Source organism: Campylobacter sp. RM19073 (assembly GCF_024723495.1).
GTDB lineage: Bacteria > Campylobacterota > Campylobacteria > Campylobacterales > Campylobacteraceae > Campylobacter > Campylobacter porcelli.
On the sequence record NZ_JANQCT010000006.1, the window covers coordinates 18,967 to 45,682 of the forward strand.

Here is a 26,716-nt window from a genome sequence, read left to right on the forward strand (position 1 = left end):
CAAATATCATTCAGATACTAGTTCTATATAGGCCATCTCAGAAGCATCGCCTTTTCTAACTCGTGTTTTGATGATTCTAGTATAGCCGCCATTTCTATTTACATATTTTGGGGCGATTTGTGTAACTAATTTATTAGTTGCTTCTTTATCTTGTAAATATGCAAATACATATTTATGGGCGTTAAAATCGCCTTTTCTAGCTCTTGTGATTAATTTTTCTATATAGCTTCTTAGCTCTTTTGCTTTTGGTAAAGTAGTTTCTATCTTACCAGCCTTAACGATTGCGATCGTAAGGTTTTTAAGCAAAGCAGCACGATGAGAGCTAGTGCGGCCTAGTTTTCTATATCCGTGATTATGTCTCATTATATTTCCTTCGCTTTTATGATTTTAACTCAGCTATCTTTTTTCTGAGCGATTCTTTGCTATCACCTAGCTTATTTTCACCAAATGGATAGCCTATTTCAGCCATTACAGCCTTAATCTCATCAAGAGATTTTTTACCTAAATTTTTAAGATCTTTTAGCTCACTCTCTTCCATCAAAGCAAGCTCACCAATAAATTTAACATCAGCCTTATCTAAGCAATTAAAGCTTCTAGCTGATAAATTTAAATTCTCAATACTCTCTAAAAGTTTTGAGTGCTCGCTAGAGCCTTTAGATGACGCCATAGCCATATTTACATCTATATTTAGGATATTATTAAATATAGACATCTGCTTATACATAGCTTCAATTGAGTTTTTAAACGCCTCTAAAGGAGAGACCTGACCATCTGTAGTTATCGTTAAAACGATTTTTTCATAGTCTGGATTATCTTCAACCAAAACATTTTCTATCTCATAAACTGCATGTTTAACAGGTGTAAAAAATGCATCAAGTGCGATATATCCACTCTCTACGCTCTCTCTAATCTCTTCGCTAGGCACATAGCCAATACCTTTTTCTATAACCAAAGAGAAAGTTAGCTCGGCATCTTCATTAATAGTAGCTAGATACGCATCAGGATTTACTATCTCGACAATATCATTACATAGATCTGCACCGGTAATCTCTTTTGGACCTTTAAAGCTATACTCAATAACCTCATGCTCTGAATCATTTTTAAGCTTAAAGCGTAAATTTTTGAGATTTATGATAAATAGCGTTACATCCTCTAGCATTCCTCGCATACTATCAAATTCATGAGAGACGCCTTCGATTTTAACAGCAGTTGGAGCAAATCCAACTGTGCTTGTATAAAGTAGTCTGCGAAGCGGATGAGCTAGAGTAACTGCATAGCCGGTTTCAAAAGGATACGCTACTATTTTAGCCACATTTTCACTTATTGGGGTAACCTCTATGTCAGTAGGCATGTAAGCTGATGTTGTTATCTTTCTCATCATAATCTCCTTATTATTTAGAGTAAAGCTCGACTATATATCTTTCCTCAACTGGAATGACAATCTCTTCGCGTTCTGGAATTCTTGTGAAAATTCCATATTTTTTATCTTTTTCTACATCAACCCAAGCTACTATACCTGTTTGATTAGTAAGCTCGATAGCACGAACGATTTGTGGATTCTCTTTGCTTTTTTCAACAATCTCTATTTTTTGACCGGCTCTTACTCTGTATGATGGGATATCCACTCTTTTACCATTTACTAAGATATGGCCATGAGTTACTAACTGTCTTGCAAATCTTCTAGTCGATGCAAAACCCATTCTATAAACCACATTATCAAGTCTTTGCTCTAATAAAGAGATAAGAAGTGCTCCTGTATTGCCTTCTCTTCTTGCAGCTTCAGCAAATAATCTTCTAAATTGTTTTTCGCTCACGCCATACATAAATTTAGCTTTTTGTTTCTCTCTTAATTGTAAGCCATATTCACTAATTTTTGCTTTTCTTTGTCCGTGTTGGCCTGGAGCGTATGGTCGTTTTTCCAATGCGCTCTTGCCAGCTAGTCTTCTTTCGCCTTTAAGTGCAAGAGATACACCTAGGCGTCTTTCTAATTTTTCAACTGGTCCTCTATATCTTGCCATTATAATTCTCCTAAATTCTATCTACAATTACACGCGGCGGCGTTTTGGTGGTCTGCAGCCATTGTGAGCTAGAGGAGTTATATCTTTTAGATATAGCACCTTAATTCCTTCTACTGCGCCGATACTTTTAACTGCTGTTTCTCTACCACTACCTGGGCCTTGGACTTTGATGCCTACTTCTTTAATGCCATGCTCTTTAGCTTTATTTAATGCATCTTCTACAGCTTGTTGAGCTGCGTATGGGGTTGATTTTTTGCTACCTTTAAAGCCTAAGCCACCAGCACTACTCCACGCTATAGCATTACCCATCTCATCAGTTACTGTAACCATTGTATTATTAAATGTAGCAGAGACATACACGATACCTCTAGCTATATTTTTTTTAACTACTTTTTTCTTAATTACTTTTCTTTTTGCCATATCTTATCCTTATTTAGTAGCAGCGCCAACGGTTTTTCTTCTGCCCTTTCTAGTTCTTGCGTTGGTTTTTGTTTTTTGACCACGCACTGGCAGACCTTTTCTATGTCTTAATCCTCTAAAGCTACCTAAATCCATCAAAGCTTTTATATCCATAGCCACGCTTTTTCTTAAATCACCTTCGACCATGTAATGCTCTTGAATCTCTTTACGGATAGCAGCAGCTTCATCTTCGCTTAACTCATAAACTCTCTTATCATAAGAGATACCTACAGCATCAAGAATTCTTCTTGAAGTATATAGACCTATACCATAGATATATGTAAGGCCATACTCTACTCTTTTTTTCTTTGGTAAATCAACACCTGCAATACGAGCCATACCTTATCCTTGTCTTTGTTTATGTTTTGGGTTTTCGCAAATAACATGAACTATGCCTTTGCGTTTGACAATTTTGCATTTGTCACACATCTTCTTTACAGAAGGACGAACTTTCATCTGAGTCTCCTAAAAATTATTTACCACTTTTACTAGACTGCACTTAGGTCTAAGAACACGCCTAAACCAACTATTTTCAAAACAAGTGGCACACTTTGAAAATACTTCTTTATCCAGTTTGGATGCAAAGCTTGGAATTGTATCTAAAATTGGCTTTAATTTTTATAAATTTAACAGAGCCGTAACTCTGTTAAAAACTTAAGAATTTAAGAATTTTTCTAAATCCGCCTTTGGATCTGAGCTAATTAGCGATAAATTATATTTTTCTACTAAGAAATTTAATATTTCGCTATTTAAAAATTTTGGCAAACTAGGGCCAATATGGATATTTTTTACACCCAAATATAATAGTGCTACTAATATTATTATAGCTTTTTGTTCCATCCACATTAACACTATTGAAAGCGGCAAATCATTGATGGCTATCCCTGTAGCCTCACTTAGAGCCATAGCTATTTTTACTCCACCATTACTATCATTGCACTGACCCAAATCTAAATATCTTGGAATATTTGTCCCTTCTATTAAACCAAAATCTATATCGTTAAATCTAAATTTACCACAACTTGAAGTTAAAATCACGCAATCTTTTGGCACACTAAGGGCTAACTCCCTATAATACTCCCTGCCTTTACCTGGGGCATCACATCCTGCTATAACAAAAAATCTACGAATTTTACCGCTTTTAATCGCATCTAAAATCTCACTAGCCATAGGCAAAATAGCCTTATAATGATGACCCGTGCTGATTACTTCATCGCTATCAAAGCCACTTACATCATCAAGCTCTAAAGCCTTATTGATTAGTGGAGTAAAATCATCGCCATTAATATGAGCTATGCCTTGGGTGCTTGCGATATCATATCCAAACAATCTATCGCTATATCTAGCACTTTTGCGAAGTGGAACGATACAATTTGTAGTCATCAAAATAGCTCCACCAAATTTATTAAAAAGCTCAGTTTGGTCAAACCATGCTTTACCCAAATTTCCTTTTAAATGTGGATACTTTTTAAGCTCTGGATAGCCATGAGCTGGAAGCATCTCAGAGTGGGTGTAGATATTAATCCCTTTATCTTTGGTCTGCTCTAATAGCTCTTTTAGTGCGTGAAGATTATGACCGCTTACTAAAATAGCTTTGCCACTTGCTTTGTTTTGAGTGATTTTTACAGGAGTTGGGATACCAAATTTACTAGTGTGGGCATTGCTTAAAATATCCATAACCTCTACTCCAGCCTTGCCTACTTTTAGCAATTGCTCGATATGCTGATCGAAATTAAAATTCATATTTGTAAGTGTAAAATATAGAGTTTGAGCCATTATATCATCTACATTTTTTGTATTGGCTCCTAGTTCATTTGCATGGTGGCGATATGCGCTTAAACCCTTTAGGGCAAATATCATCATATCTTGCAGCCTTGCTAGTGTAGCATCTTTACCGCAAGTCCCCATACTTTGCCCTTTAGAGCCACACCCATCATTAGCACTCATCTCACATTGATGACAAAACATCTCTAAATCCATAAAAATCCTTTAAAAATAAATTAAATTTGGATTTTATAGAATTTTTATATTTTTGTATGTAATCACTTCACATTTCTAAATAAATTTTACCCCTTGATAAGGTTAAAAGTCCATTTTTTTCTAGTTGTTTAAGATTTTTAGATACACACTCTCTTGTTACTCCTAGATGATTTGCTATTTGCTGATGAGTTATTTTTATGCCATTATTTATAGCATTTTTTCTGATAAATTCAACCAATCTATCACGAAATGGTATGGTTTTACTTTTTGAAGCCACCTCTATGCTCTTAGCAAATTGCTTAGCAAAAATAGTTAAAATATACTCACTAAGCTTAGGATACTTCTGTCTTAAATCTCTAAAAATATTATCTGGAATTATAATGATTTCTAAATCACCAAGCGCTTGGAGATTTAACTCTAGCTCAAGTGATTTTTGAGTACAAATTTGGCATATTACCCACTCATCACCCTTTTCAAGGGTGAGAATTGTCTTTTCTTGAGAGCCAAAAATAGTATAAACTCTAAGAGCCCCAGAGCCAATTATCAAAAGTCCATAATGACTCTTTGTAAGTAGCTTACCATCGCTAAATTTTCTAATTTGTAAAAATTTTTCTATCCTATCTAAATCTTGCGAAGCTACGCCAAATCTTTTGAGCTTATCTTTTAAGGCATCTATCATATATTATTTATAACGATATGTAATCCTACCCTTGTCTAAGCTATATGGAGTTAGCTCGACCTTAACCCTATCGCCTGGCATAATCTTGATGTAGTGCATTCTCATCTTACCAGCAATATGGCATAAAATTACATGCTTATTATCTAATTCTACTTTAAAGGTAGCATTAGGTAGAGCCTCGACCACATTGCCATCAATCTCTATAACATCATCTTTTGCCAAATTTTATCTCCTTAAATAAACTTAAATTTCAATCAACTACACTAAGTATCTCAGCCTTGCCATTAATCACTGCTACGCAATGCTCATAGTGGCTAGTTCTTAAGCCATCTACGCTAGTAACGGTCCATTTATCAGCAGCAATCTTTGGTGTGCCATCTTTTTGACAAATCATTGGCTCAATGCAAAAAACCATACCATTTCTAATTTTTGGTCCAGCTTTTGGCATTGTCCCTTCTAAGTAGTTTGGAATTTCAGGCTCTTCGTGCGGCTTGCGACCTATTCCATGACCGCAAAATCCCTTTAATGGCACATATCCACGCCCTAAGATAAACTGCTCAAGCTTATAACAAAGCTCTTTAAAATGCATACCAGCCCTAATCTCATCAATGGCATAATACAAAGCATCTTTGCTGCACGCAATCAAAGATTCATCGCTTTTTGAGATATTGCCTACTGGGTAAGTTCTAGCACTATCGCCAAAAAAGCCATTTAAATTTGATCCAATATCAACTGATACTATATCGCCATCTTGTAAGATATAGCCATTTGGAATTCCGTGGATTACAACCTCATTTACACTGATACAAGCAGTATTTGGAAAGCCATAAAGCCCTTTAAAAGCTGGTTTAGCTCCAGCAGCTTTAATCATATCTTCGCAAATTTTATCAATTTCAAGAAGTGAAATTCCAGGCTTAATAATCGTATGAAGATGATCTAGAGTAGCTGCGACTATTCTATTAGCCGCACGCATACTCTCTATCTCTTTTGGGGTTTTAATTCCTATAGCCATCTTATAGTCCAACTGCACTTAGAGTTTGATATTTACTCATATAAACTTGAGCTTCTATCTTTCTCATCGTATCAAGTGCTACTTGCACCACAATCAATACAGATGTACCACCAAAGTAGAATGGCACTCCCATAAATTTAACTAAAACCCAAGGCAAAGTAGATATAAGACCAAGGTATATAGAACCAGTCAAGGTAAGCCTACTAGCTACTTCGTTTAAGAAATTAGCCGTGCTCTCACCAGGTCTGACACCAGGGATAAATCCGCCTTGTCTTTTTAAATTTTCGCTTATATCTTTTGCATTAAATGTAATGGAGGCATAAAAATATGCAAAAAATAGAATAAACAAAAATGTTAAGATGTTAAAAAAGTAGCTATTTGGATTTAAAAAATCATTTATCGCTACTATAAACTCATTTGTGCTTGCTTGTAAAATTGTCCCAGGAAACATCAAAATAGCACTAGCAAAAATCGGCGGAATAACACCACTTAAATTTACTTTTATAGGGATATAATTCATTATTCTCTTATTTTGATTTTGCATAACTGTTTTGCGAGAATATGAGATTGGCACCCTTCTTTCGCCCATTTCTACATATATTACCACGCCTACAGTGATTAGAATAACCAAAGCAATTGCGATAACTACTAAGAAATTTAACTCTCCAGTATTTACCAAATCAATTGTCCCGCCAATAGCACTTGGAATACCACTTACAATACCAGCAAATATTATAAGGCTAATACCATTTCCAATACCTCTTTGAGTGATTTGCTCACCTATCCACATAAGTAGCATTGTCCCAGTTAGCATAGATACGCAGCTAATAGCGATAAATAAATTCATATCTATCATTATAGCACTTGCGCCATCTTTGCCAGTTAAGCTTTGTAAGCCTATACTTACCCCAATTGCTTGTATAATGGTAATAACGATAGTCGCATAGCGGATAATTTGCATATATTTTTGCATACCATCACGCTCTTTTTTCATCTTGCCTAAATTTGGAAATGTAGCTGCTAAAAGCTCCATAATAATCGAAGCTGTGATATATGGCATAATACCTAATGAGATAATGCTTAAACGCTCAGCAGCGCCACCACTAAACATATTAAACATACCAAGTGCATTTGAACTATTTGAAGTAAAGAATTCCCTAATAACATCAATATTTACACCAGGGACTGGCACATAAGCCAGCACCCTGTAAGCAAACAAAAATCCAAGCGTAATTAATATCTTGTTGATTAATGCTCTATTCATTAGTTATTTCCAGTTACCTTTATATTCTCATCTTTTATCTTGCTAAGTAGATCTTTAGCCCCAGCACCTATAAGTTTAACTTTTTTGATGCTATTTGAGAATTTATGTACTGTTTTAAGAGTATCTAGTGTAATCTCGCTTAACTCTTTAATAGCAGGATTTTTATCAACGCTAATTGCGTATGGTTTTTCAAATTTAGAAGTAAAGCCTACTTTTGGTAGTCTTCTTTGAAGTGGTTGCTGACCACCTTCAAACCCTCTTTTTTCATTATAGCCTTTTCTAGCTGTTTGACCTTTACCACCTTTTGTAGCGGTTTTGCCCCAGCCACTACCTTGACCACGACCAATTCTTTTAGTATTGCGAGTTGAGCCTGCAGCTTTTTGTAAATTTTCTAGTCCCATGCTCTCTCCTTAACCTTTTAGCATACTTAATGCTTTAATTGTAGCACGAACGACATTTGCAGAGTTGTTTGAACCAAGAGATTTAGTAAGTATATTTTTGATACCTGCCAACTCTACAACTGGACGAGCACCACCACCAGCGATAACTCCGGTACCTTCGCTAGCTGGTTTTAGCAAGATTCTACTTGCGTTATATTTAACTTCAACATCATGTGGAATGGTGCTACCTTTGAGTTTTACCTCTACGATATTTTTAAAGGCATCATCAGTAGCTTTTCTCATCGCATCTGGCACCTCTTTGGCTTTACCAAATCCAAATCCAACACGACCTTTTTTATCACCTACAACAACAAGAGCTGTAAATCTAAATCTTCTACCGCCTTTTACAACCTTAGTAACACGACCAATATCAACGATTACTTCTTCAAATTCTTCTCTATTATACTTTTCCATCAATAATCCTTGCGTTATAGCTTAATGCCATTTTCTCTTAGAGCTTCAGCAAATGCTGCAACTACACCATGGTATAGATAGCCATTTCTATCAAATACCGCTTCTTTGATTCCAGCTTTTTCTAATTTGCTAGCAATATCTTTGGCAAGAATCACCGCACCAGCTTTATTTGCTTTAATGCCTAGCTTTCTACCATCACTAGCACAAAGAGTAGTAGCGTTAATATCTTCTATCGCTTGGACATATAGAGTTCTATTGGATTTAAATATAGAAATTCTAGGGCAAGACGCGGTACCGCTGATTTTAGCTCTAATTCTTCTTTTTCTCTTAATTCTTAGAGATAATTTTCTTTTTAATACATTTGCTACCATTGCTTACCCTTATTTCTTAGATGTTTTACCGGCTTTGCGGATTATGCGTTCTTCGACATATTTGACACCTTTGCCTTTATATGGCTCTGGCGGTCTAAAGCCTCTTACTTCAGCTGCTACTTGACCTACTAATTGTTTATCGCTACCTTTGATAGTGATAATGTTTTTTTCAACGCTTACTTCTACGCCTTCAGGAAGTTCATAGTTAATAGGATGTGAAAAGCCTAAAGCTAACTCTAATACCTTACCTTTTGCTGCAGCTTTATAACCAACACCATTAATCTCTAGTTGTCTAGTAAATCCAGCTGTTAAGCCAATTACTATATTATTTGCTAAAGCACGATATGTGCCCCAGTAGGCTCTGCTTTGTCTATCATCACCCTTACTAGTAAATGTGATGATGCCATCTTTAACTTCTACATTAACATTGCCTTTAGTGTCTAACTCTTTAGTAGCGTTACCTTTTTTAAACACTAAAACCGAACCATTTAAACTAACATCTAAACCACTTGGAATAGATATTGGCTGTTTTCCAATTCTTGACATATCTTTCCTTTTTACTTGTCTAGGGTATTTCTACGCCGTGCGAATGGATACCCAATACCATAAAAAGATTAGCCTTGAGCAATGCACTCAATAGCTAATTCAACTACTACCAAACTGTACAAAGCACTTCGCCACCAACACCAGCTTTATGTGCTTCATCATTGCTTAAAACGCCTTTGCTAGTGCTAACTATAATTGTCCCATAGCCATTTTTAAATCTTTTGATCTCATCTTTACCTTGATAAACTCTACGACCTGGCTTTGAAACTCTTTTTAATTCATTTATTACACTTGCACCTCGTTCATCATATTTTAGAACTACATTAATGAATTTTTTATTATTCTCTTCAATTACATTATAGCTCTCAATATAGCCTTTTTGTGCTAGAATTTTTAAAGTCGCCTCAACAACATTTGAGTGTAGAAGTTGAGTAGTCTCTAGTCTTCTCATAGCCGCATTTCTAATGCGTGTTAGTCCATCTGAAATTAAATCATTTATCATATTATTTCCCTTACCAACTTGCTTTTTTAAGACCTGGTATTAGTCCTTCGTTAGCCATTTTTCTTAGGCACACACGGCAAATTCCAAAATCTTTATAAACAGAGTGTGGGCGACCACAAATTTGACATCTAGTGTATCCACGCACGCTAAATTTAGGTTTGCGCGCTGCTTTTGCTATCATTGATTTTTTTGCCATATTACTTTCCTTTTGCAAATGGAATACCAAAGAGTTCAAGTAGCTTGAACGCTTGTTTGTCATCGTTAGCTGTTGTAACTATAGTTATATTCATACCATGTGTTCTTAGAATTTGATCATATACAACTTCTGGAAACATTAGTTGCTCATTTAAACCAAAGTTATAATTACCACGACCATCAAATCCATCTCTAGGCAAACCACGGAAGTCTTTTACCCTAGGAAGCGCAATGCTAATTAACTTATCTAAGAAAGCATACATTTGCTCTTTTCTTAATGTTACTTTTATACCTACTGGGAAGCCTTCACGAACTTTAAAGCCAGCAACTGACTTTTTAGCATTTGTAACAACTGCTTTTTGTCCTGCTATCAAAGATATTGTATCAGCCATATTTTGAAGCAATTTTTGATCTTTAGCACTCTCTCCAGCTCCAACGCTAATTACGATCTTTTCAATTGCTGGAATAAGCATAGGGTTTTTAATATCAAATTCTTTTACTAGAGCTGGTTTAATACTCTCATTATATTTTGCTTTTAATCTCATATTTAACCCTCAACTTTTGCAACATTTGAAATGTCAATAGGCATCTCTTTGCTAATAAATCCACCATTTGGATTTTTCTCGGTCGGTTTAACCGCCTTTTTAGCAACCTTAACACCCTCAACTATTACCTGACCTTTTTTTGGCAAAACCGCAATAACTTTTGCAACTTTACCTTTATCATCACCTGCGATTACTTTTACTTCATCGCCTTTTTTAATTTTATATTTAACTGCCATTATAGAACCTCCGGTGCAAGAGATACGATTTTCATAAAATTCGCATATCTTACTTCTCTACCCACTGGGCCAAATATACGAGTACCTACTGGCTCTCTTTTATTATCAAGGATAACAGCAGCATTCTCATCAAAGCGGATTAGAGAGCCATTGCCTCTTTGAACCTCTTTTTTAGTCCTTACTACTACTGCTTTTACAACTTGACCTTTTTTAATTTTGCCATTTGGTAGAGCTTTCTTAACTGAGCAAACGATAACATCGCCAAGGCTTGCATATCGTCTTTTACTACCACCTAAAACTTTTATACACATAAGCTCTTTTGCGCCACTATTATCTGCTACTGCTAGTCTTGTAAAACTTTGTATCATTATTCAACTCCTGTTTTCAAAACTGATTGTAAGCGGAATTTCTTTCTAGCACTTAGCGGTCTGCACTCAACAGCTGATATAGTATCTCCCACTTTTAGCTCATTTTTCTCATCATGAACTAGATACTTTTTAAAGCGTTTTACAAATTTATGGTATCTTGGGTGCATAACTCTTCTTTCAACCAATACAGTTGCAGTTTTATTCCCAGCTATGGCTACTACGACACCTTGAATTTCTCTTTTCATTTCTACTGCCATCATTCACCCCTTACTTCGCAGCACTAATTGCAGTATTGATCCTAGCTATATCTTTTTTAGCTTCACGGATCTCATTAGGGTTAGTTAGCTGCATAGTTTTTAGCTTTTGTCTAAGTGTAAATAAAAGCACCTTTTTCTCTTTTAATAAAGCGTTAAGTTCGCTTAAATTTTTCCCACTTATATCAGTATATTTCATTTTCGCTCTCTCTTGTTACAAACTTAGTTTTAAATGGTAGTTTGTGCATAGCTAATGTCAGAGCCTCTCTAGCAAGCTCTTCAGATACTCCAGCCATCTCAAATATTATTCTACCTGGTTTGATATTCATAACCCACTCTTCAACTCCACCTTTACCTTTACCCATACGAGTTTCTAAAGGTTTTTTAGTAATAGGTTTATCTGGGAATACTCTAATCCAAGTTTTAGCTTGTCTTTTTACATGACGAGTATATGCTTGACGAGCTGACTCTATTTGGCGAGAGTTGATTCTACCAGCTTCTACAGCTTTTAATCCAAATTCGCCAAGCGCTAAAGCTGTACCGCGAGTTGCATAGCCACGATTGCGGCCTTTCATCATTTTACGATATTTCGTTCTTTTTGGTAATAACATTATTTACCCCTTCTAGCGCGTTTTGCTTTTTTAGGAGCTGTCTCTTCGCTCTTTTCAGCTTGGATACCTTTTTGTAACACTTCGCCTTTAAATATCCATACTTTTACACCTATATTACCATAAGTTGTATGAGCTTCAGCAAAGCCATAGTCTATTCTAGCCCTTAAAGTATGTAAAGGCACACGACCCTCAAGATACCACTCAGTTCTAGCCATTTCAGCACCACCTAAGCGACCTGATACGCTTACTTTAATACCTTTGCCACCAGCTTTTTGAGCACCTTGAATGACTTTTTTCATAGCACGGCGGAATGCCACACGACGCTCAAGTTGCATAGCTACATTTTCTGCTGCTAATTGAGCTGAGCTACCAGCTTTACGCTCTTCTTTGATATTGATAGCTACATCTTTATTGACTAATTTAGCAACTTCTAATCTTAAATTTTCTACTTCGCCACCTTTTTTGCCGATGATGATACCAGGGCGAGCAGCAACTACTGTTACTCTTAGTTTTTTAGCTGTTCTTTCAACTAAAATTTGGCTAACACCAGCATAATATAGCTTAGCTTTTAGGAATTTTCTTATTTTATAGTCTTCGCCTATGTTTTCTGGAAGTGTTGCTTTTGATGGAAACCATCTAGACTCCCAGTTTCTATTTATACCTAGTCTAAGACCTATTGGATTAACTTTTTGTCCCATTTTATGCTTCCTTCTCTGTTTTTGCTGCTTTAGCTACTTCTACTAAGATATGGCTAGTAGGTTTGCGAATTCTACTTGCACTTCCTCTTGCTCTTGGGCGGAATCTTTTTAATACAGGACCTGCATCTACTCTACAACTTTTCACAACTACCTCTTCAGGCTCAAATCCGCCATTAGCTACAGCTGAACTTATAGCATTTGCGATATACTTTGCTCCACGATTTGGCATAAAGCTAAGGCTTGCTAATGCTAATTCGGCATTCATTCCTTGAACTTCATTAGCTATTAATCTAGCTTTTGTTGGAGATAGTCTTATGAATTTAATAATAGCTTTACTCATAACTTCCCCTTATTTACCTATTTTTTTCTGAACAGAGCCTTTATGACCCTTGAATGTTCTTGTTGGTGCAAATTCGCCTAGTTTATAACCTATATGATTTTCTGTTACATATACAGGAATAAAGCTTTTGCCATTATGCACATTAAATGTCAAACCTATCATTTCAGGTGTGATTGTGCTTCTTCTTGACCAAGTTTTAATTGGTTTGTTATCATTAGCGGCTTTTGCAGCGATGACTTTTTTCATTACATGGTCATCTACAAAAGGACCTTTTTTTAGCGATCTAGCCATCGTTATTTACCTTTCCTTCTTGATATTATAAGCCTATCACTAGCTTTTTTACGGCGAGTTTTAGCACCCTTAGTTGGTTTGCCCCATGGAGTAACTGGATGGCGACCTGAGTTTTTCTTGCCTTCACCACCGCCGTGTGGGTGATCTACTGGGTTCATAGCACTACCTCTAGTTTGAGGGCGAATACCTCTATAGCGATTGCGTCCTGCTTTACCGATAGTTACATTTGCCCAATCCTCATTACCAACTACGCCAACTGTAGCCATACACTCAGCTAAAACTTGCCTCATCTCACCACTTGGAAGTCTTAGTATTACATACTTCTCTTCTTTACCCATAAGTTGAGCGTAACCACCAGCACTTCTAGCCATTTGAGCACCTTTACCAGGTTTAAGCTCTATATTATGCACTATTGTACCAACTGGAATGCTTTTTAATTTCATAGCATTGCCTGGTTTTATATCAAGACCAGCTTCAGCTGCACTGATAACATCGCCTACATTTAAGCCGCTAGGGCGGATTATATATCTTTTTTCTCCATCAAGATAAGATATAAGAGCGATACGGCAATTTCTATTTGGATCATACTCTATAGCTTCAACTTTGCCTGGAATTCCAAATTTACGACGCTTAAAATCAATAATACGATATAGTTTTTTCGCACCAGCCTCTTTATGGCGGCTTGTAATTCTACCATTATTATTTCTACCAGCTGCGGCAGGAATTTTCACAAGTAGGCTTCTTACGCTAGCTTTAGCTGTGATATCTTCACTGCTAAGACTAGTCATAAATCTTCTACTTGGAGTATAAGGTTTAAAACTTTTTATTGCCATCTTATGCCTCCTGACTTGCTAGGCTTACGCCATCTGGTAGTTTGACATAGAATTTTTTGTAATCATTTCTTACGCCAACTCTACCTCTAAAACGCTTAACTTTGCCATCTATTCTAAGTGAATTTACTCTAAGTGGTGTTACACCAAAATACTCTTTTAATACCTCTTTTAGACCATTTTTAGTCATTTTTGGTGAAGTTTGGATTACTACTACACCTTGTTCTTGAAGGCCAAGAGTTTTTTCTGTATATACTATAGTTTTAATATCTGTTATATCTGCCATTTTTAGCCCTCTTTTACTATTGATTGTAGTGCTGATTTTTCAGCTATAACTGCACTATAGACTGATACTAAATAAGCATTTACTTCGCTAGCATCTACCACATAGCAATTTGCTAGATTTCTAAATGCTAAAAGTGTCTTAGCATCAAGCTCATTTTTAATGATTAACGCATCTCTAATACCAAGTTTTTTGATAATAGCTGCCGCATCTTTTGTCTTACCACTCTCAATAGCGATACTATCTACTGCATAGAATTTGCCATTTGAAACTTTCTCATTTAGAGCAAATTCAAGCGCTAATCTTTTTTGTTTTTTATTAACTTTTTGATTATAATTTCTATTATTTTTAGGACCAAATGCCACAGCACCGCCAACCCAAACATTCGTTCTTGTTGAACCAGCCCTTGCACCACCACGGCCTTTTTGACGCCAAGGTTTTTTACCACCACCGCTTACATCTGAGCGACCTTTTGTGTGGGCGGAGTTTGCTCTCATACTAGCAAGGTAGCTTTTAACATATAGATATAAATTGTGTGAATTTACCTCAGCATAGCTTGCTGGAAGCTCTAATTCACTTGTTTTTTCAAATTTATCGTTTAAAACTGCTATTTTACTCATTTAACTATCCTTACTCTGCCCATAGCACCATTAAATCCTGGAACTGAGCCTTTTAATACTAAAATTCCATTAGCACTATCAAAGCTTACAACTTCGTTTTTAACGGTAGTTTTTTCATTACCATAGTGTCCTGCCATCTTTCTACCTGGTTGGACACGACCTGGCCATTCGCAGTTACCTATAGAGCCTGGTCTGCGGTGAAATCTTGAACCATGACTTGCTGGACCACCTGAGAAACCATGTCTTTTAATAACACCTTGAAAGCCTCTACCTTTTGTATTAAAGCTAACTTTTAAAACTTTAGCCTCATTTAGTGGAGTTGTATCTAAATCACCAGCTTCGCTATTTGCCACGCTTAAAGTTGCAAATTGGTTAAATTCGCTACTTAAACCATATTTTTTTTGCTGACCTTTTATAGCTTTGTTGTTTGCTTTTGTATAAGCATAAGCTACGATAGCTCTGCTATTTTCACCTACTTCGCACACTTTAGCTGGTAAAAGTCTAAGCAATGTAACAGGAGTACTTGGGTTTGAGATAGTTCTGCTCATACCTATTTTTTCTACGATATATTCCATCATCTCTTCCTTTTATACTTACTTGCCCATAGCACGAACTTCGACATTTACCTCAGGGGCAAGGTCAAGCTTTGTTAGACTATCAACTGTATCAGGTGTAGCTGCTACAATATCTAGCATACGAGCGTGAATTCTCATCTCAAATTGCTCACGAGAATCTTTATTTACATGTGGAGATTTTAACACTGTATAGCGTTTAATCTTTGTAGGCATTGGTACTGGCCCACGAACATCGGCACCAGTGCGTTTGACAGCTTCTACTATGGCTGCAACTGTGCGGTCTAGAACTCTGTGGTCATAAGCTTTTAGCTTAAGCCTAATTCTTTCCATATTTTTTCCTTTAAAATAACTTGTCGCCAACTTGCGACCTTTTGATATAGTGCTCTTGCAGAGGCTTATAACCAAACTTCAAGCATACAAGCAAAGCTTACGCTTCTCATCAAAAGACGCGAATTATATCCAAAATAAGTTTTAAAATCAAATTTTACCGATATTTTTCTAAATTTTATAATATTTTTTTCCTTTTTATTAGGAATAAAATAATAGTGTTAATAATTTTAATATCAAGCAATTAACTATTTTTTGATACAATACTTCTTGTAGGCTTAGCCTAAATTTAATATAAAGGATTTTTATGGATAACTCTTTAGAGGCATACACTCAAAAGTATGATAAGGAAGGCTACGGACTTCAATATCCAGATGGTCATGTGATTAGATTTTATGAGAGAATTCTTAAATTTGAACTCCATAAAACTAGCGGGAATTTACTAGATTTTGGCTGTGGAAATGGCATTCACTCACAATATTTCAAGGATATTACTGGGGGGGGGTATTGAGCCTTATGGCGTTGATATTGTGCCTAGCTTAAGAGAGGTTTGGGACAATAATCAGACAATTAACCCTAAAAACTTCCACATAATAAAACCAAATTCAAGTATAAAAGATCTATTTTGTGTAAAAATGGATTTTATATTTGCCAATCAAAGTTTATACTATCTTACGAATTCCAGCTTCAAAGAGACAATTAATGAATTTTACAATATGTGTAATGATGGTGCGATAATCTTTGCTACGATGATGAGCGACAAAGGCTATAGTCAGTATCAAAGAGGTGAGATTATGCCAAATGGGCTTTGCGAGGTAAAAGGTTGTCCAACTGGTAGGATAAAAGGCTCATCATATATCAGATACACTCATAGCATTGAGCAATTAAAAGAGGATTTTAGGCCGTTTAAACCGCTATTTTGGGGAGATTATGAGTTGATGAATTTATATAATTACGAAGGTAGCGTAGAGCACTATATCTACATAGGTCAAAAGTAATTACATCTAAAATTAGCTTATTATATAGCTACTCTTGCCATATTTTATGAGTTTGCCACTTTTAATAAGCTTGTTAAATATGGTTGAGACGCTTTGGCGTTGAGCACCTAAAAGATTTGATAAGGTAGCAATAGAAAATGGAATTTGAACTACCTTTTTATCCCGCACCATCATATGCTGCTCATCAGCTAAGCTATGTAAAAAACTTACAATTCTACTTTCTAAACTTCCAAATACTATATCAGCGACAATCTGACGTGTCATTATCGTGGTGCGAATGAGCGAATTTACCATCGCCATACTAAATTTCTCATTTTCAAAAAGCTCTTTTATATCACAAAGATTTAACTCCATTGTTAAAGAGTCGCTCATAAACTCTAAAACACTATCTTTATCAACTAATACAATTGAGCCTTTATTTATGAAATTTATGATAAATTCATTTGTTCCACTGATATAGCTAAGCTTTGCTTGACCGCTTTTTAGGATTATAAATTTGATATTTTGTGCGTAAATTAGCTCAGATTTGCTATATTTTTCTTGACGAAATAGCGACAAATCCTCATTGCTTAATAGCTCAAAATCATTATAACTATCTTGATTAAATCTACTAATATTCATCGCACGCCACCATAAATTTTTTAAATTTAACATAAATTTGATTAATTTTAAATTTAACCCCTTCGCCAACGAAGGGATTAGAATATTAGATATTTTTTACACCTTTTGGAGCGTTAAATGCTTCAAGTTTAGGAGCATTGCCTTGATATTTTTCTATATTGACAAGTCCTGTGTGAGAGATATTGCCATTTGATAATTTGCTTGTTGGAATATCTAGAGTTAGGACATTAGCACAACCATTTTTACATAGTCCATCGCCAAATCCATCATACCACGCACCCTCTCTAAGCCTTACAACGCCTGGGATAATATCATTGCTAACTTCTGCACCAGCTAGCACTTCGCCACGCCTATTAAACACTCTTACCAAATCGCCTTGTTTGATACCCAATTTGGCTGCATCTTTAGCGTTAATCAGCACTGGCTCACGACCTGCTATAGCATAATTATCTCTTAAAGATGTATTATTTTGCTGTGAGTGAAGTCTATCTGTAGGATGAGCTGTGATGAGATGGAATTTAGCTGGTTTATTCTTCATACCTAGCCATTCAGCTGGTTCAAACCACTTTGGATGAGCTGCACAATCATCATAATTCATATTCTCAATTGCTTGGCTATAAATTTCGATTAATCCAGATGGCGTCCCAAGCGCGTTTAAGATCGGATCTTCTCTAAAGTCAGCCATTCTTACCCAACTCTCGCTCTCTAGAGTTGGCACAAATGTAGTTGGCTCATTCTTGTTCCACCACTCATTAAATTTAGGCATAGTGATACCAAGAGCTGTGTTAGCATTTACCGCATTTGCTACTACATTATAAAACTCCTCTAGCCAATCCATCTCCGTTTTGCCACCTTCAGTAAATGCCTCCACTAAGCCATCAGCATAAGCCTTACATAGATCGCTAAATATCTCATAATCATTCTTAGCAAAGTGCTGTCTTTCTACTACTTGCTTCATCGGACAGATATTTTGGTTTGAGTAGTCTCCTGTCATTGTAAGGTCATTTCTCTCATACTGCGTAGTTACTGGAAATACTATATCAGCCATCTTAGCTGTAGGAGTCCAGTAAATTTCATTTACGACTATTGTTCTTGGGCGTCTCCAAGCCTTTAAATTTGTATTTGTATCTTGATGTTGGGTTATAGGATTACCACCAGCCCAGTAGATAAAGTCTATATCAGGATATGTGATTTTAGTCCCATTATGCTCTAAAATTTTGCCAGGATTTAGCAAGGCATCGGCTATTCTAGCTACAGGGAAGGCATAATCAGTCCCAGCATTTAACCAGCTTTGAGCTGCTTCATCGCCACTTGCTTGACTAGCCAAGCCTTGATATTTCCCATCTTTGATAACTCCTACGCTAGCGGCATTTATACCGCCTAAAACTCCACCTACGCAAGTAGGAGCCCCGCCATTACTATAGTGATAGCTAAGACCAAATCCCCCACCAGGCAAGCCAATTTGTCCTAGCATAGAAGCTAGAGTAACTAGCATCCAGTGTGGCTGCTCTCCGTGGTGCGCTCTTTGCATTCCCCAGCCACTCATTAGCATTGTTCTATTAGCATAAATGGTATCAGCTAAATTTTTAATCACACTCTCTTTTACACCACAAATTTTAGATGCCCATTTGATTGTTTTTGGGATTTTATCGCTTTTTCCTAGTAAATATGGCAAGAATTTATCAAATCCAGTAGTATAATTAGCTATAAAATCTTTATCATATTTACCGCTTGTATATAGATAGTAAGCCATACCAAGCATCATAGCAACATCTGTATTTGGTCTAGGTGCTATCCATCTAGCTTTATCGCCAAAGAATTTGCCAGTTTCGCTCCACAATGGATCAATTATGATAATCTCTTTGCTGCTATCTTTTAATTGCTCGAAATATTTTAGCCCTTGGTCATCTGTAGCACTCCAAGCAATTCTTAGAGTAGATATAGGATTCATACCCCATAAAACTACTACTTTTGAATGCTCTAAGACTACAGGCCAACTGGTTTGTTGCTCATAAACTTCTATACTACCAACCACATAAGGCATAATAACCTGACTAGCACCAGTAGAGTAATCCCCTAAACTACCAGTAAATCCGCCACTTAAATTCATAAATCTATGTAATAAAATTCTAGGATTGTGAAGTTTGCCACTACTATACCATCCATAACTTCCAGCAAATACGCTTTGCATACCCTTTTGCTCTCTAGTCTTTTTAAGCTCTCTTGCGACTAATTTAATGGCATCTTCATATTTTACTTCTACCCACTCATCAACCCCTCTTAATTCAGGTTTTGGGCTATCTGGGTTTTCTAAATAGCTCTTTCTTACCATTGGGGCGGCAATTCTGGTTTTATAGACTAAATCTGTCATTGTATTTTGAAGTGGATTTGAAATTTTAGATAACTCTTGATATGGCTTTGAGCTTATGATCTTACCATCTTTTATAGTTGCTTTTAGCATACCCCAGTGAGCCGCTGTAAATACCTCTCCATCTTTGATAAGCTTAGTATCAATATTATTAGCAAATATATTACTTGGTAGCATTGGAGCAAGGCTTAATGCCGCACCTAATTTTAAAAATTCTCTTCTATTTGTTTTCATTTTATATCTCCTTTTGAAGCTTTTTGTAGATACTGTATTATTAGCCACTCATCTTTTTTATCAATTGGCGTTCTAGATAGCATTGACCTAAATAGAGAAGGCCATTGATTTGGATTGTATTGGCTCTCTTTATGGAGCTGATGACAAATCGAGCAACTCTCTTGATATGTCTGTTTAGCCCTATCTATCATAGGTTTTAACTCATTTTCTAGTTCATCATCTGTAGTGTAAGCAACCACCCTTACCTCATCAAATTTACCATCTTTTGCTTTTTGGATTATCTCATATTTAGGAGTTTTAGTCTTAGCAAATGATAAGGCTATAATGCGATCCCCATTGCTGTAATATATCACATTTGGCGAAGATGGATTTACATAGCCTTTTAGGGCAAATTTAACTCTATCGCCAGATTTTTGTAGAATCTCTATAGCATTTGTAGGCAAGAGCTTACCAGCTACATCTTTGGAATTATCATCTAAATAGACTGATTTTACCGCAGTTGAGTATAGGGTTTTAGCATTTAAACACCCAGCTAAAATCAGACTAACCAATATGATTTTACTCATTCTCATCCTTTCATAAAAATAAATTTATTTAGATTATATAATAAATGCAAATTCGGATTTGTCACAAATATGACATATCTGCTATATTTGATAAAGATTATAAATTTCACAACTACTTAACAAATCGATATTAGAATTGACTATTACAATTAAATTTAAGGAGCAAATATGCTATTAAAAAAGAAAAAGTGGATATTTATATTCACTTAATAATCGCTATGATAGTGATAATTCCGCTATTTATAATATGTATTAGCGGAGCTATGCTTTCATATGATAAGCCAATAGCAAATGCCATAAATACCATCATCACGCCAAATTCTAATAAGATTTTAAATCCAGATTTTGCTGATTTGACAAGCAAATTTAAAGCCCAAAATCCATCGCTTAATATATCAAGCATCTCCTATGAAGCTAATAGTCGCTACTATACAATATCCACTAGTCAAAATGGCAAAAATATTAGCTATTTAGTTAATGACGATGGCGTAATTTTAAGTAGCGATAATGGAACTCAATTTATGCGAACAATCCGCTCGTTACATAGATGGCTACTCTTTAGCAAATTTGATAGCACCACTATTGGTAGGCAAATTGTCGCAATATCGGCTATTGGGTTTATAATTCTTACTTTAAGCGGAATATATCTCTATTTACCAGCGTTAAAAAATAATTTCATTAAAGCACTTACTATTAGCTTTAAATCTAAAAAGCTAATGTTAGCCTATAAGTCTCATACCGCACTTGGAGTGATATTTGGCATTATATTTCTAACAATGAGTTTTACAGGGCTATTTTGGCCATATGATAGCGTCAAAAAGGCATTTGCGTGGGCTTATGGCGTAGAAATCCAGCAAAGACCAAAAGGTGGCAATAAAACTGCCATAATAGAAAATAGATTTAATAATGATGAGCTTAAAACCGCATTAATAGCCATAATGCCAAATTTCACCAACTTTGATAGCATATCCATTTCGCAAAGCAAACCTAAACACTATACATTTAACATTAAAAAAGCAAATGAGCAAAGGGTAGTAACAATTGACATAGATAATCCAAATTTACTAACACAAACAGACGCATCGCAAAATAAAAATCTAGCTAGAAAAGTTTTAGATTTACACTCTGGTAGAGCTTTTGGCTATTTGGGTGAGTTTGTATTTTGCGTAGCTTCTTTTATAGGAGGAGTGATAGCAATCCTTGGCTTCATCATAACATACGCTAGAATAAAGCCAAAAAGTGCTAAAAATAAAATCTAAGTATAATCAAACTCTAAATTTCTTAGAGTTTGAGCTGGGAATTTAATGGCTGCAGCCACATCCAGCGCCACAGCAACCAGCCACTGGGTGAAGTTCATCAATGTAGAATTTAACAGATTTTAGCCCCTCTTTTTTCGCCCATTCATAAGCTGTGCTTACAAAATCCCAGTTGATATTTTCATAGAATTTTTCTAAATACGCCGGACGAGCATTACGACTATCTATATAGTAAGCGTGCTCCCACACATCAACTACTAAAAGTGGCACTAAGCCATCAGTTACTGGTGTAGCTGCGTTTGAGGTGTTTTTGATCTCTAGTTTGCTTGTGTTTGGGTTATAAACTAGCCAAGTCCAGCCAGCGCCAAATAGAGTTGTAGCTGAGCTTATAAATTCAGCTTTAAAGTCTTTAAAATCGCTTTTTAAAGCCGCTTCAAGCTCACTGCTTTTATCACTTTTTTTAGCTATACAATCCCAGTAAAAATCGTGATTATATACTTGAGCGGCGTTATTAAATAATCCGCCTTGAGAGCTTACAAGCACATCATACAAACTAGCATTAGCTAGTTCGCTATCTTTTGTTAGGTTGTTGTAGTTATTTACATATGTTTGGTGGTGTTTGCCGTGGTGATAATCACAGGCTTCTTTACTCACTACTGCGTTGGAATTTGGGTCAAATGGTAGATTTCTTAACTCTAACATATCATATCCTTTAATGAAATTTATAGACGTCAATTATAGCCTAAAATATTAAATAAGAGTATAAAACTCTTAAACAAATTTACAAATATTGTTAAATTTAATATTTTCAGCATTAAATGTATATTTTTTCTCTAGCGTGTGATAAGGCGGATTGTAGTTTATCACCTTATCCTTTCCTATCCAAATTTAAAGATGGCATACTGCTCCTTTGGCTATCTTTGCTCTGTCCCATCAAGTAGCGGGACAAATACGCATTCATCTATGATTTTACTGCTAATTTGATTATTTGATTTTTTATATTGAGTTATGTATTGCTTGCCATCTTTCTCAACTGGAGCTACTAAAATTCCATCATCTTTAAGCTGAGAAAATAGCCTATCTGGCACACTTTTACAAAAGCAACTAAGGATAATCCTATCATATGGGGCGTAGCTTCTCCAGCCTAGATTGCCATCATCAAATCGTATAAATACATTATTTATCCCTAAATTTTTCATTAAAGATTTTGCTGAATTGGCTAACGCTTCGATTCTTTCCACGCTAAAAACTCGCCTTGCGACCTTAGCCAAAATCGCCGCTTGATACCCACTGCCACAGCCAACTTCAAGTATATTATCGCAATTTTCAGCCTCTAACGCCATTGTCATCTTAGCCACAGTTAGCGGAGAGCTTATCCATTGATTAGATCCTATCGGATGCGCATCAAGCTTAAAAGCATTTATAGATACTGGCACAAATGGCGTCCTTGGCGTATTAATAAACGCTTTATAGACCATAGGACTAAGCTGAACTAAACTAGCTATCTCATCGCTCATTGTTTGACATTTTGTACTTTCTAAATTATCCATCATCTATCCCAAGTGATTTTTTAAATTTATCTATTAAATTTATATCAAATTTCATATTTTCGCTCCTTTTGCCATCTGGAGCAAATATGGATTTAAATCTCAAATCCATATCGCTACACGCAATTACATAGGCTCTATTTTGTAAGGCTAAGGCTTGGCAAAGCACCTTATAATGAGCCTTTCTAGCATTACCCCACATAGCTGGAACTAAGATTATATTCGCCCCCTTTAATCTATCCCAAAGCTTAATAAAACGAAGCTCAAAGCAGATTAAAACTCCGATTTTAACCCCATTTATATTATGAATTTTAATCCCATCTAAGCTACCGCTAAGAGTGATTTTATCCTCGTTATTTGGCTTAAATAGTCTATATTTATTTTGCTTAAATTCCACGCCTTTGGAGCTAAGCAAAATAAACTCATTATAATCATTAAAAATTCTACTAAATCCAAGATAAGCACCACTCTTTAAAGAGCTGATTAAATTTCTTTCTAAATCCTGCTCAAATTCATCTCCAAGCCTCTCATATCCACCAACACAAAGCTCAGAACAAAGCGCTAAATCCCCATCTTTTAAAGAGGTAGCAAAATCGCACAACTCACTAGCCCTATTAATAGCACCAATAGAGCTAAGATTGTGAGCTATGAGATTAGAAATCATCAAAGCTTAGGCTACCTTTGCTATAATTTGTAACTTTACTTTCAAAAAAGTTGCTCTTTTGATCGTTAAATTTAGCAAAATCATCAACCCATTTTATCGGATGAGAGACATTATATAATTTTTTTAACCCAATTGAAGTTAGCCTATCATCGATTAAATATTTGATATATTGGTCTATAATATCATCTGTAAAGCCCATTATTTGATTTTGCGTGATATATTTTCCCCACTCAATCTCTAGCTCGCCAGCCTTTTGAAACATCTCATAAATTTTAGCTTCAATCTCACTTGTAAAGAGATCTGGACGCTCCTTGCGGACTGAATTTATCATATTTTGAAATAAAAGCAAATGAGTTATCTCATCACGCTGGATAAAGCGTATCATCTGAGCGCTTCCTAGCATTTTCCCAGCCCTTGCTAATGCGTAAATCGCTGTAAATCCACTATAAAAATATACGCCTTCTAAAATTTGATTTGCCACCATTGCTAAAAGCAATTTTTCATCAGTTACATCCCCAGCAAGCTCCTCATACACGCTTGAGATATAGTCATTTTTGCGTCTTAAGACCTCATCGTGCTTTTCCATCTCATAGATCAAATCTGTATTATCGCAAATCGCTTCTACCATTACTGCGTATGATTTACTATGATTTGCCTCTTCGTAGGCTTGACGAGCTAAAACCGCATTTATCTCTGGAGCTGTGATATATGGATTTATATTATCAGCTAGGTTATTTGTCTGAAAGCTATCCATTGAGATTAGTTGGCTCCATACTAGATCATACATACGCTTTTCAGCTGCTGTGAGATTACAAGCATAGTCACGCACATCATCAGTGGTATCAACCTCTTTTGGAAACCAAGTATTTGCCTCCATAAGATCCCAAAGTTTAAGCGCCCAAGTGTATTTGGCCTTTGTGAAATTTAAAATTCCATGCGGATTGCCATTAAAAACTTTTCGCTCATTTAGCGTCTCATTTGAAGCTGGATTATATATCTTTTTTCTATACATTTCATATCCTTTAATTTGAAAGTGTAAATTTATCTAAAATAGGTTCAAGAATTAATAGATTAATCATACTCTTTAGCCCTAGATCTAATATCATCAAAGCTAAATTTACGCAAAATCTTACCATCTTTAAATACCTTAGTTAGCCAATTTTGCCTACCATTTAGCTCATCAAGCCTTATAGTTTTATAAAGCTCATTCTCTTTAATTAAGGCTAAGCGACCAGATTTTGAGCGTTTTTTAGGATCTGTAGCTGGATTTTTATACACATCTCTCCAGCTTATACCATCGCTACTTACGGCATTTACTTTCATCGCAAATCTTAAAGTATCTCTATTTAAGTGCTGAAGTAACGCCCCACCCATACCAAAAACTATATTATCACTACTAATTTTTCTAAATTTAAGCTCATTTAATATATCTTCTATGCTTTGTGGATTTATCCCATCTCCATAAATTAGCCTTATATGATCTGGCAAGACCTTATAGCCTTTGGAATTTATACTATATCCAGCTAGGCTCATCATCTTCTCAATACACTCACTAGCCATTGTTACTGGATTACCGCTATCTGGGCGAAGCACCACTTTACCGCCTTGCTTTTTGACCTTATCAAAGAGCCTTCCCCATAGATCAATGGCATTTAGCGTATCATAGCTATCTATCACACAAGCAAAAGTCCCATCGCCATAGCTTTTAACCATATTTTCATAAGCTTGAAATTCCCCATCTCTCCCCCACGAAGTCATCGTGCTATGCTCACTAGCTGGTATGCTAAAAGCTGCCATATCCGCACCATAATATTTTTTGGCAAAGAGTGCGCCAGTGATGGTATCTGAGCCTTTGAAATTCACCATATGAGCGCTACCACCAATCCCAGCACTCTCAAAGCTACTAACCCCCCTAGCGCCAAAATCATGTAAGGCAAAGTCAATATTCTCAGGCGTTCCGCTCTCTTTTAGAAAATGTAAGATATTTTGCTTACAAAAATAGCTATTAGTCGCTACAGCCACCGGATACCAAATCGAGCGTAAAATCGCCGTTTCAAAATACCCCACAAGCCACGCTAAATTCGGATCTGTATTTTTAATCTGTAAAAGGACATTTTCGGTTTGGATAATACTACCTTCAGCGACTGCTTCTATCTCTAAAGGCAAGGCTCCGCCATGATGCTCTACTATATATTTCCAGCCATCTTTATTAAATTTCATTCCGTGTGCTTTGATGAACTCATCAGCCTCATCTATATCATCATAGCTTATCTTTTGGCTTAGATACTCCATCAAAAATATCTGCAATCCATAAAAAAGCAAGCGATTCCACCGCCCACCACGAGACTCTATATATGAGCTGATAAATTTAATATCTTTTGGATATTGCAAATAGTGCGAAATCTTGTAACTATCGGTATTTAATATTGGATTCATATCTACTCTTTTAATAAATTTATCTAGTATTTTATCAAATTTAATTTTAATTTTAGGTATAATCAGCACAAATTTAAACAAATGAAAGTAGTCATACCAAGCTTCTAAATGAGCTAAATCAAATTTGCTACTCAAAAGAGCCTTAGCAATAAAGCTTAAAATATGCTA

Annotated in this window: 41 protein-coding genes and 1 pseudogene; 3 read left to right on the forward strand and 39 right to left on the reverse strand. The window is 35.8% G+C overall.

Translation table 11 applies throughout. The annotated features are described in order from the left end of the window. Nucleotides 1–6: 6 nt before the first annotated feature. The 31 genes and pseudogenes from rplQ to rpsJ all read right to left on the reverse strand — a co-directional run bounded on the left by rplQ (nt 7) and on the right by rpsJ (nt 15,861). Complete coding sequence (rplQ, locus tag CSUIS19073_RS03495; RefSeq protein ID WP_086237480.1) at nt 7–363, reverse strand: 50S ribosomal protein L17; 357 nt, start codon at nt 361–363, stop codon at nt 7–9. 16 nt (nt 364–379) lie between these two features. Continuing rightward, nucleotides 380–1,378 (reverse strand): DNA-directed RNA polymerase subunit alpha, encoded by a 999-nt coding sequence (locus tag CSUIS19073_RS03500; RefSeq protein ID WP_086237481.1) that lies wholly within the window; start codon nt 1,376–1,378, stop codon nt 380–382. Between the two features lie 13 nt (nt 1,379–1,391). Further along, on the reverse strand, nt 1,392–2,018 hold the full coding sequence (gene rpsD, locus CSUIS19073_RS03505; protein WP_086237482.1) for a 30S ribosomal protein S4: 627 nt from the start codon (nt 2,016–2,018) through the stop codon (nt 1,392–1,394). Nucleotides 2,019–2,045: 27 nt separating this feature from the next. Then, nucleotides 2,046–2,438: a 30S ribosomal protein S11 gene (rpsK, locus tag CSUIS19073_RS03510; protein WP_086225407.1), complete on the reverse strand. Its 393-nt coding sequence runs from the start codon at nt 2,436–2,438 to the stop codon at nt 2,046–2,048. Between the two features lie 9 nt (nt 2,439–2,447). Then, the gene (rpsM, locus tag CSUIS19073_RS03515; RefSeq protein WP_086237483.1) at nt 2,448–2,816 is read right to left on the reverse strand and encodes a 30S ribosomal protein S13; all 369 of its coding nucleotides are present in this window, start codon (nt 2,814–2,816) and stop codon (nt 2,448–2,450) included. 3 nt (nt 2,817–2,819) lie between these two features. Continuing rightward, nucleotides 2,820–2,933, reverse strand: a complete 114-nt coding sequence (rpmJ, locus tag CSUIS19073_RS03520) for a 50S ribosomal protein L36 (protein ID WP_002848032.1) — start codon at nt 2,931–2,933, stop codon at nt 2,820–2,822. Between the two features lie 198 nt (nt 2,934–3,131). Then, on the reverse strand, nt 3,132–4,457 hold the full coding sequence (hcp, locus tag CSUIS19073_RS03525) for a hydroxylamine reductase (protein WP_086237484.1): 1,326 nt from the start codon (nt 4,455–4,457) through the stop codon (nt 3,132–3,134). 67 nt (nt 4,458–4,524) lie between these two features. After that, nucleotides 4,525–5,136 carry a Crp/Fnr family transcriptional regulator gene (locus CSUIS19073_RS03530; protein ID WP_086237485.1) on the reverse strand — a complete coding sequence of 204 codons (612 nt, stop codon included), beginning with the start codon at nt 5,134–5,136 and terminating at the stop codon, nt 4,525–4,527. A 3-nt stretch (nt 5,137–5,139) separates the two neighbouring features. After that, nucleotides 5,140–5,358, reverse strand: a complete 219-nt coding sequence (infA, locus tag CSUIS19073_RS03535) for a translation initiation factor IF-1 (protein WP_009649712.1) — start codon at nt 5,356–5,358, stop codon at nt 5,140–5,142. A 28-nt stretch (nt 5,359–5,386) separates the two neighbouring features. Further along, nucleotides 5,387–6,148: a type I methionyl aminopeptidase gene (gene map, locus CSUIS19073_RS03540; RefSeq protein ID WP_086242389.1), complete on the reverse strand. Its 762-nt coding sequence runs from the start codon at nt 6,146–6,148 to the stop codon at nt 5,387–5,389. A 1-nt stretch (nt 6,149) separates the two neighbouring features. After that, nucleotides 6,150–7,412: a preprotein translocase subunit SecY gene (gene secY, locus CSUIS19073_RS03545; RefSeq protein ID WP_086242390.1), complete on the reverse strand. Its 1,263-nt coding sequence runs from the start codon at nt 7,410–7,412 to the stop codon at nt 6,150–6,152. Then, nucleotides 7,412–7,813 carry a 50S ribosomal protein L15 gene (gene rplO, locus CSUIS19073_RS03550; protein WP_086237488.1) on the reverse strand — a complete coding sequence of 134 codons (402 nt, stop codon included), beginning with the start codon at nt 7,811–7,813 and terminating at the stop codon, nt 7,412–7,414. Before rplO ends, secY begins: the two co-directional genes overlap by 1 nt. Before the next feature lie 9 nt (nt 7,814–7,822). Continuing rightward, nucleotides 7,823–8,266 (reverse strand): 30S ribosomal protein S5, encoded by a 444-nt coding sequence (gene rpsE, locus CSUIS19073_RS03555; RefSeq protein WP_086237489.1) that lies wholly within the window; start codon nt 8,264–8,266, stop codon nt 7,823–7,825. Nucleotides 8,267–8,280: 14 nt separating this feature from the next. Further along, nucleotides 8,281–8,637, reverse strand: a complete 357-nt coding sequence (rplR, locus tag CSUIS19073_RS03560; protein ID WP_086237490.1) for a 50S ribosomal protein L18 — start codon at nt 8,635–8,637, stop codon at nt 8,281–8,283. A 9-nt stretch (nt 8,638–8,646) separates the two neighbouring features. Continuing rightward, a complete protein-coding gene (gene rplF / locus CSUIS19073_RS03565; RefSeq protein ID WP_086237491.1) occupies nt 8,647–9,183 on the reverse strand; it encodes a 50S ribosomal protein L6 in 537 nt (178 codons plus the stop codon). A 106-nt stretch (nt 9,184–9,289) separates the two neighbouring features. Next, nucleotides 9,290–9,685: a 30S ribosomal protein S8 gene (rpsH, locus tag CSUIS19073_RS03570; protein ID WP_086237492.1), complete on the reverse strand. Its 396-nt coding sequence runs from the start codon at nt 9,683–9,685 to the stop codon at nt 9,290–9,292. Nucleotides 9,686–9,695: 10 nt separating this feature from the next. Beyond that, a complete protein-coding gene (locus tag CSUIS19073_RS03575) occupies nt 9,696–9,881 on the reverse strand; it encodes a type Z 30S ribosomal protein S14 (RefSeq protein WP_038452543.1) in 186 nt (61 codons plus the stop codon). A gap of 1 nt (nt 9,882) precedes the next feature. Then, the gene (gene rplE, locus CSUIS19073_RS03580; protein WP_086242391.1) at nt 9,883–10,425 is read right to left on the reverse strand and encodes a 50S ribosomal protein L5; all 543 of its coding nucleotides are present in this window, start codon (nt 10,423–10,425) and stop codon (nt 9,883–9,885) included. 2 nt (nt 10,426–10,427) lie between these two features. Then, on the reverse strand, nt 10,428–10,661 hold the full coding sequence (gene rplX / locus CSUIS19073_RS03585; protein ID WP_002847984.1) for a 50S ribosomal protein L24: 234 nt from the start codon (nt 10,659–10,661) through the stop codon (nt 10,428–10,430). After that, nucleotides 10,661–11,029 carry a 50S ribosomal protein L14 gene (gene rplN, locus CSUIS19073_RS03590; RefSeq protein ID WP_086237495.1) on the reverse strand — a complete coding sequence of 123 codons (369 nt, stop codon included), beginning with the start codon at nt 11,027–11,029 and terminating at the stop codon, nt 10,661–10,663. The genes rplX and rplN overlap by 1 nt, the downstream gene beginning before the upstream one ends. After that, complete coding sequence (gene rpsQ, locus CSUIS19073_RS03595; protein ID WP_418229014.1) at nt 11,029–11,274, reverse strand: 30S ribosomal protein S17; 246 nt, start codon at nt 11,272–11,274, stop codon at nt 11,029–11,031. Before rpsQ ends, rplN begins: the two co-directional genes overlap by 1 nt. Before the next feature lie 22 nt (nt 11,275–11,296). Further along, nucleotides 11,297–11,482, reverse strand: coding sequence for a 50S ribosomal protein L29 (gene rpmC, locus CSUIS19073_RS03600; protein ID WP_086225392.1), 186 nt, complete (start codon nt 11,480–11,482; stop codon nt 11,297–11,299). Beyond that, nucleotides 11,469–11,894, reverse strand: coding sequence for a 50S ribosomal protein L16 (rplP, locus tag CSUIS19073_RS03605; protein WP_086225391.1), 426 nt, complete (start codon nt 11,892–11,894; stop codon nt 11,469–11,471). The genes rpmC and rplP overlap by 14 nt, the downstream gene beginning before the upstream one ends. Continuing rightward, a complete protein-coding gene (gene rpsC / locus CSUIS19073_RS03610; RefSeq protein ID WP_086237497.1) occupies nt 11,894–12,592 on the reverse strand; it encodes a 30S ribosomal protein S3 in 699 nt (232 codons plus the stop codon). The genes rplP and rpsC overlap by 1 nt, the downstream gene beginning before the upstream one ends. Nucleotides 12,593–12,599: 7 nt before the next feature. Continuing rightward, a pseudogene (gene rplV, locus CSUIS19073_RS03615) lies at nt 12,600–12,932 on the reverse strand (50S ribosomal protein L22); the annotation flags it as partial. 9 nt (nt 12,933–12,941) lie between these two features. After that, nucleotides 12,942–13,223, reverse strand: coding sequence for a 30S ribosomal protein S19 (gene rpsS / locus CSUIS19073_RS03620; protein WP_063997500.1), 282 nt, complete (start codon nt 13,221–13,223; stop codon nt 12,942–12,944). Between the two features lie 2 nt (nt 13,224–13,225). Continuing rightward, nucleotides 13,226–14,056, reverse strand: coding sequence for a 50S ribosomal protein L2 (rplB, locus tag CSUIS19073_RS03625; RefSeq protein WP_086237499.1), 831 nt, complete (start codon nt 14,054–14,056; stop codon nt 13,226–13,228). Between the two features lies 1 nt (nt 14,057). Then, nucleotides 14,058–14,339 (reverse strand): 50S ribosomal protein L23, encoded by a 282-nt coding sequence (locus tag CSUIS19073_RS03630; protein WP_086237500.1) that lies wholly within the window; start codon nt 14,337–14,339, stop codon nt 14,058–14,060. A gap of 2 nt (nt 14,340–14,341) precedes the next feature. Next, nucleotides 14,342–14,956, reverse strand: a complete 615-nt coding sequence (rplD, locus tag CSUIS19073_RS03635; RefSeq protein WP_086237501.1) for a 50S ribosomal protein L4 — start codon at nt 14,954–14,956, stop codon at nt 14,342–14,344. Beyond that, nucleotides 14,953–15,531, reverse strand: coding sequence for a 50S ribosomal protein L3 (gene rplC / locus CSUIS19073_RS03640; RefSeq protein ID WP_086237502.1), 579 nt, complete (start codon nt 15,529–15,531; stop codon nt 14,953–14,955). The genes rplD and rplC overlap by 4 nt, the downstream gene beginning before the upstream one ends. An 18-nt stretch (nt 15,532–15,549) precedes the next feature. Then, complete coding sequence (rpsJ, locus tag CSUIS19073_RS03645; protein WP_002847957.1) at nt 15,550–15,861, reverse strand: 30S ribosomal protein S10; 312 nt, start codon at nt 15,859–15,861, stop codon at nt 15,550–15,552. 304 nt (nt 15,862–16,165) lie between these two features. Between rpsJ and CSUIS19073_RS03650 the strand changes: the two genes are divergently transcribed. Then, nucleotides 16,166–16,369, forward strand: coding sequence for a hypothetical protein (locus CSUIS19073_RS03650; protein ID WP_086237503.1), 204 nt, complete (start codon nt 16,166–16,168; stop codon nt 16,367–16,369). After that, the gene (locus tag CSUIS19073_RS03655) at nt 16,320–16,856 is read left to right on the forward strand and encodes a methyltransferase (protein ID WP_236845284.1); all 537 of its coding nucleotides are present in this window, start codon (nt 16,320–16,322) and stop codon (nt 16,854–16,856) included. Before CSUIS19073_RS03650 ends, CSUIS19073_RS03655 begins: the two co-directional genes overlap by 50 nt. A 12-nt stretch (nt 16,857–16,868) precedes the next feature. Here CSUIS19073_RS03655 and CSUIS19073_RS03660 read toward each other — a convergent pair whose 3' ends face one another. From CSUIS19073_RS03660 to CSUIS19073_RS03670, 3 genes are all read right to left on the reverse strand, one after another. Then, nucleotides 16,869–17,477, reverse strand: coding sequence for a Crp/Fnr family transcriptional regulator (locus tag CSUIS19073_RS03660; protein ID WP_180379380.1), 609 nt, complete (start codon nt 17,475–17,477; stop codon nt 16,869–16,871). 85 nt (nt 17,478–17,562) lie between these two features. Beyond that, nucleotides 17,563–20,079 (reverse strand): molybdopterin guanine dinucleotide-containing S/N-oxide reductase, encoded by a 2,517-nt coding sequence (locus CSUIS19073_RS03665; protein ID WP_086237505.1) that lies wholly within the window; start codon nt 20,077–20,079, stop codon nt 17,563–17,565. Then, a complete protein-coding gene (locus tag CSUIS19073_RS03670; RefSeq protein WP_086237506.1) occupies nt 20,076–20,645 on the reverse strand; it encodes a cytochrome C in 570 nt (189 codons plus the stop codon). Before CSUIS19073_RS03670 ends, CSUIS19073_RS03665 begins: the two co-directional genes overlap by 4 nt. 188 nt (nt 20,646–20,833) lie before the next feature. Between CSUIS19073_RS03670 and CSUIS19073_RS03675 the strand changes: the two genes are divergently transcribed. Further along, a complete protein-coding gene (locus tag CSUIS19073_RS03675; RefSeq protein ID WP_086237507.1) occupies nt 20,834–21,904 on the forward strand; it encodes a PepSY-associated TM helix domain-containing protein in 1,071 nt (356 codons plus the stop codon). A gap of 42 nt (nt 21,905–21,946) precedes the next feature. On the opposite strand, the gene sodB is transcribed toward CSUIS19073_RS03675, so the two are convergent. From sodB to CSUIS19073_RS03700, 5 genes are all read right to left on the reverse strand, one after another. Beyond that, nucleotides 21,947–22,603 (reverse strand): superoxide dismutase [Fe], encoded by a 657-nt coding sequence (gene sodB / locus CSUIS19073_RS03680; protein ID WP_086237508.1) that lies wholly within the window; start codon nt 22,601–22,603, stop codon nt 21,947–21,949. Nucleotides 22,604–22,815: 212 nt separating this feature from the next. Then, nucleotides 22,816–23,451 (reverse strand): protein-L-isoaspartate(D-aspartate) O-methyltransferase, encoded by a 636-nt coding sequence (locus CSUIS19073_RS03685; protein ID WP_086237509.1) that lies wholly within the window; start codon nt 23,449–23,451, stop codon nt 22,816–22,818. Continuing rightward, complete coding sequence (locus tag CSUIS19073_RS03690; RefSeq protein WP_086237510.1) at nt 23,444–24,112, reverse strand: carbon-nitrogen hydrolase family protein; 669 nt, start codon at nt 24,110–24,112, stop codon at nt 23,444–23,446. The genes CSUIS19073_RS03685 and CSUIS19073_RS03690 overlap by 8 nt, the downstream gene beginning before the upstream one ends. Beyond that, complete coding sequence (locus tag CSUIS19073_RS03695) at nt 24,102–25,124, reverse strand: ribonucleotide-diphosphate reductase subunit beta (protein WP_086237511.1); 1,023 nt, start codon at nt 25,122–25,124, stop codon at nt 24,102–24,104. Before CSUIS19073_RS03695 ends, CSUIS19073_RS03690 begins: the two co-directional genes overlap by 11 nt. Before the next feature lie 59 nt (nt 25,125–25,183). Continuing rightward, nucleotides 25,184–26,683 (reverse strand): nicotinate phosphoribosyltransferase, encoded by a 1,500-nt coding sequence (locus CSUIS19073_RS03700; protein ID WP_236845285.1) that lies wholly within the window; start codon nt 26,681–26,683, stop codon nt 25,184–25,186. Nucleotides 26,684–26,716: the final 33 nt, after the last annotated feature.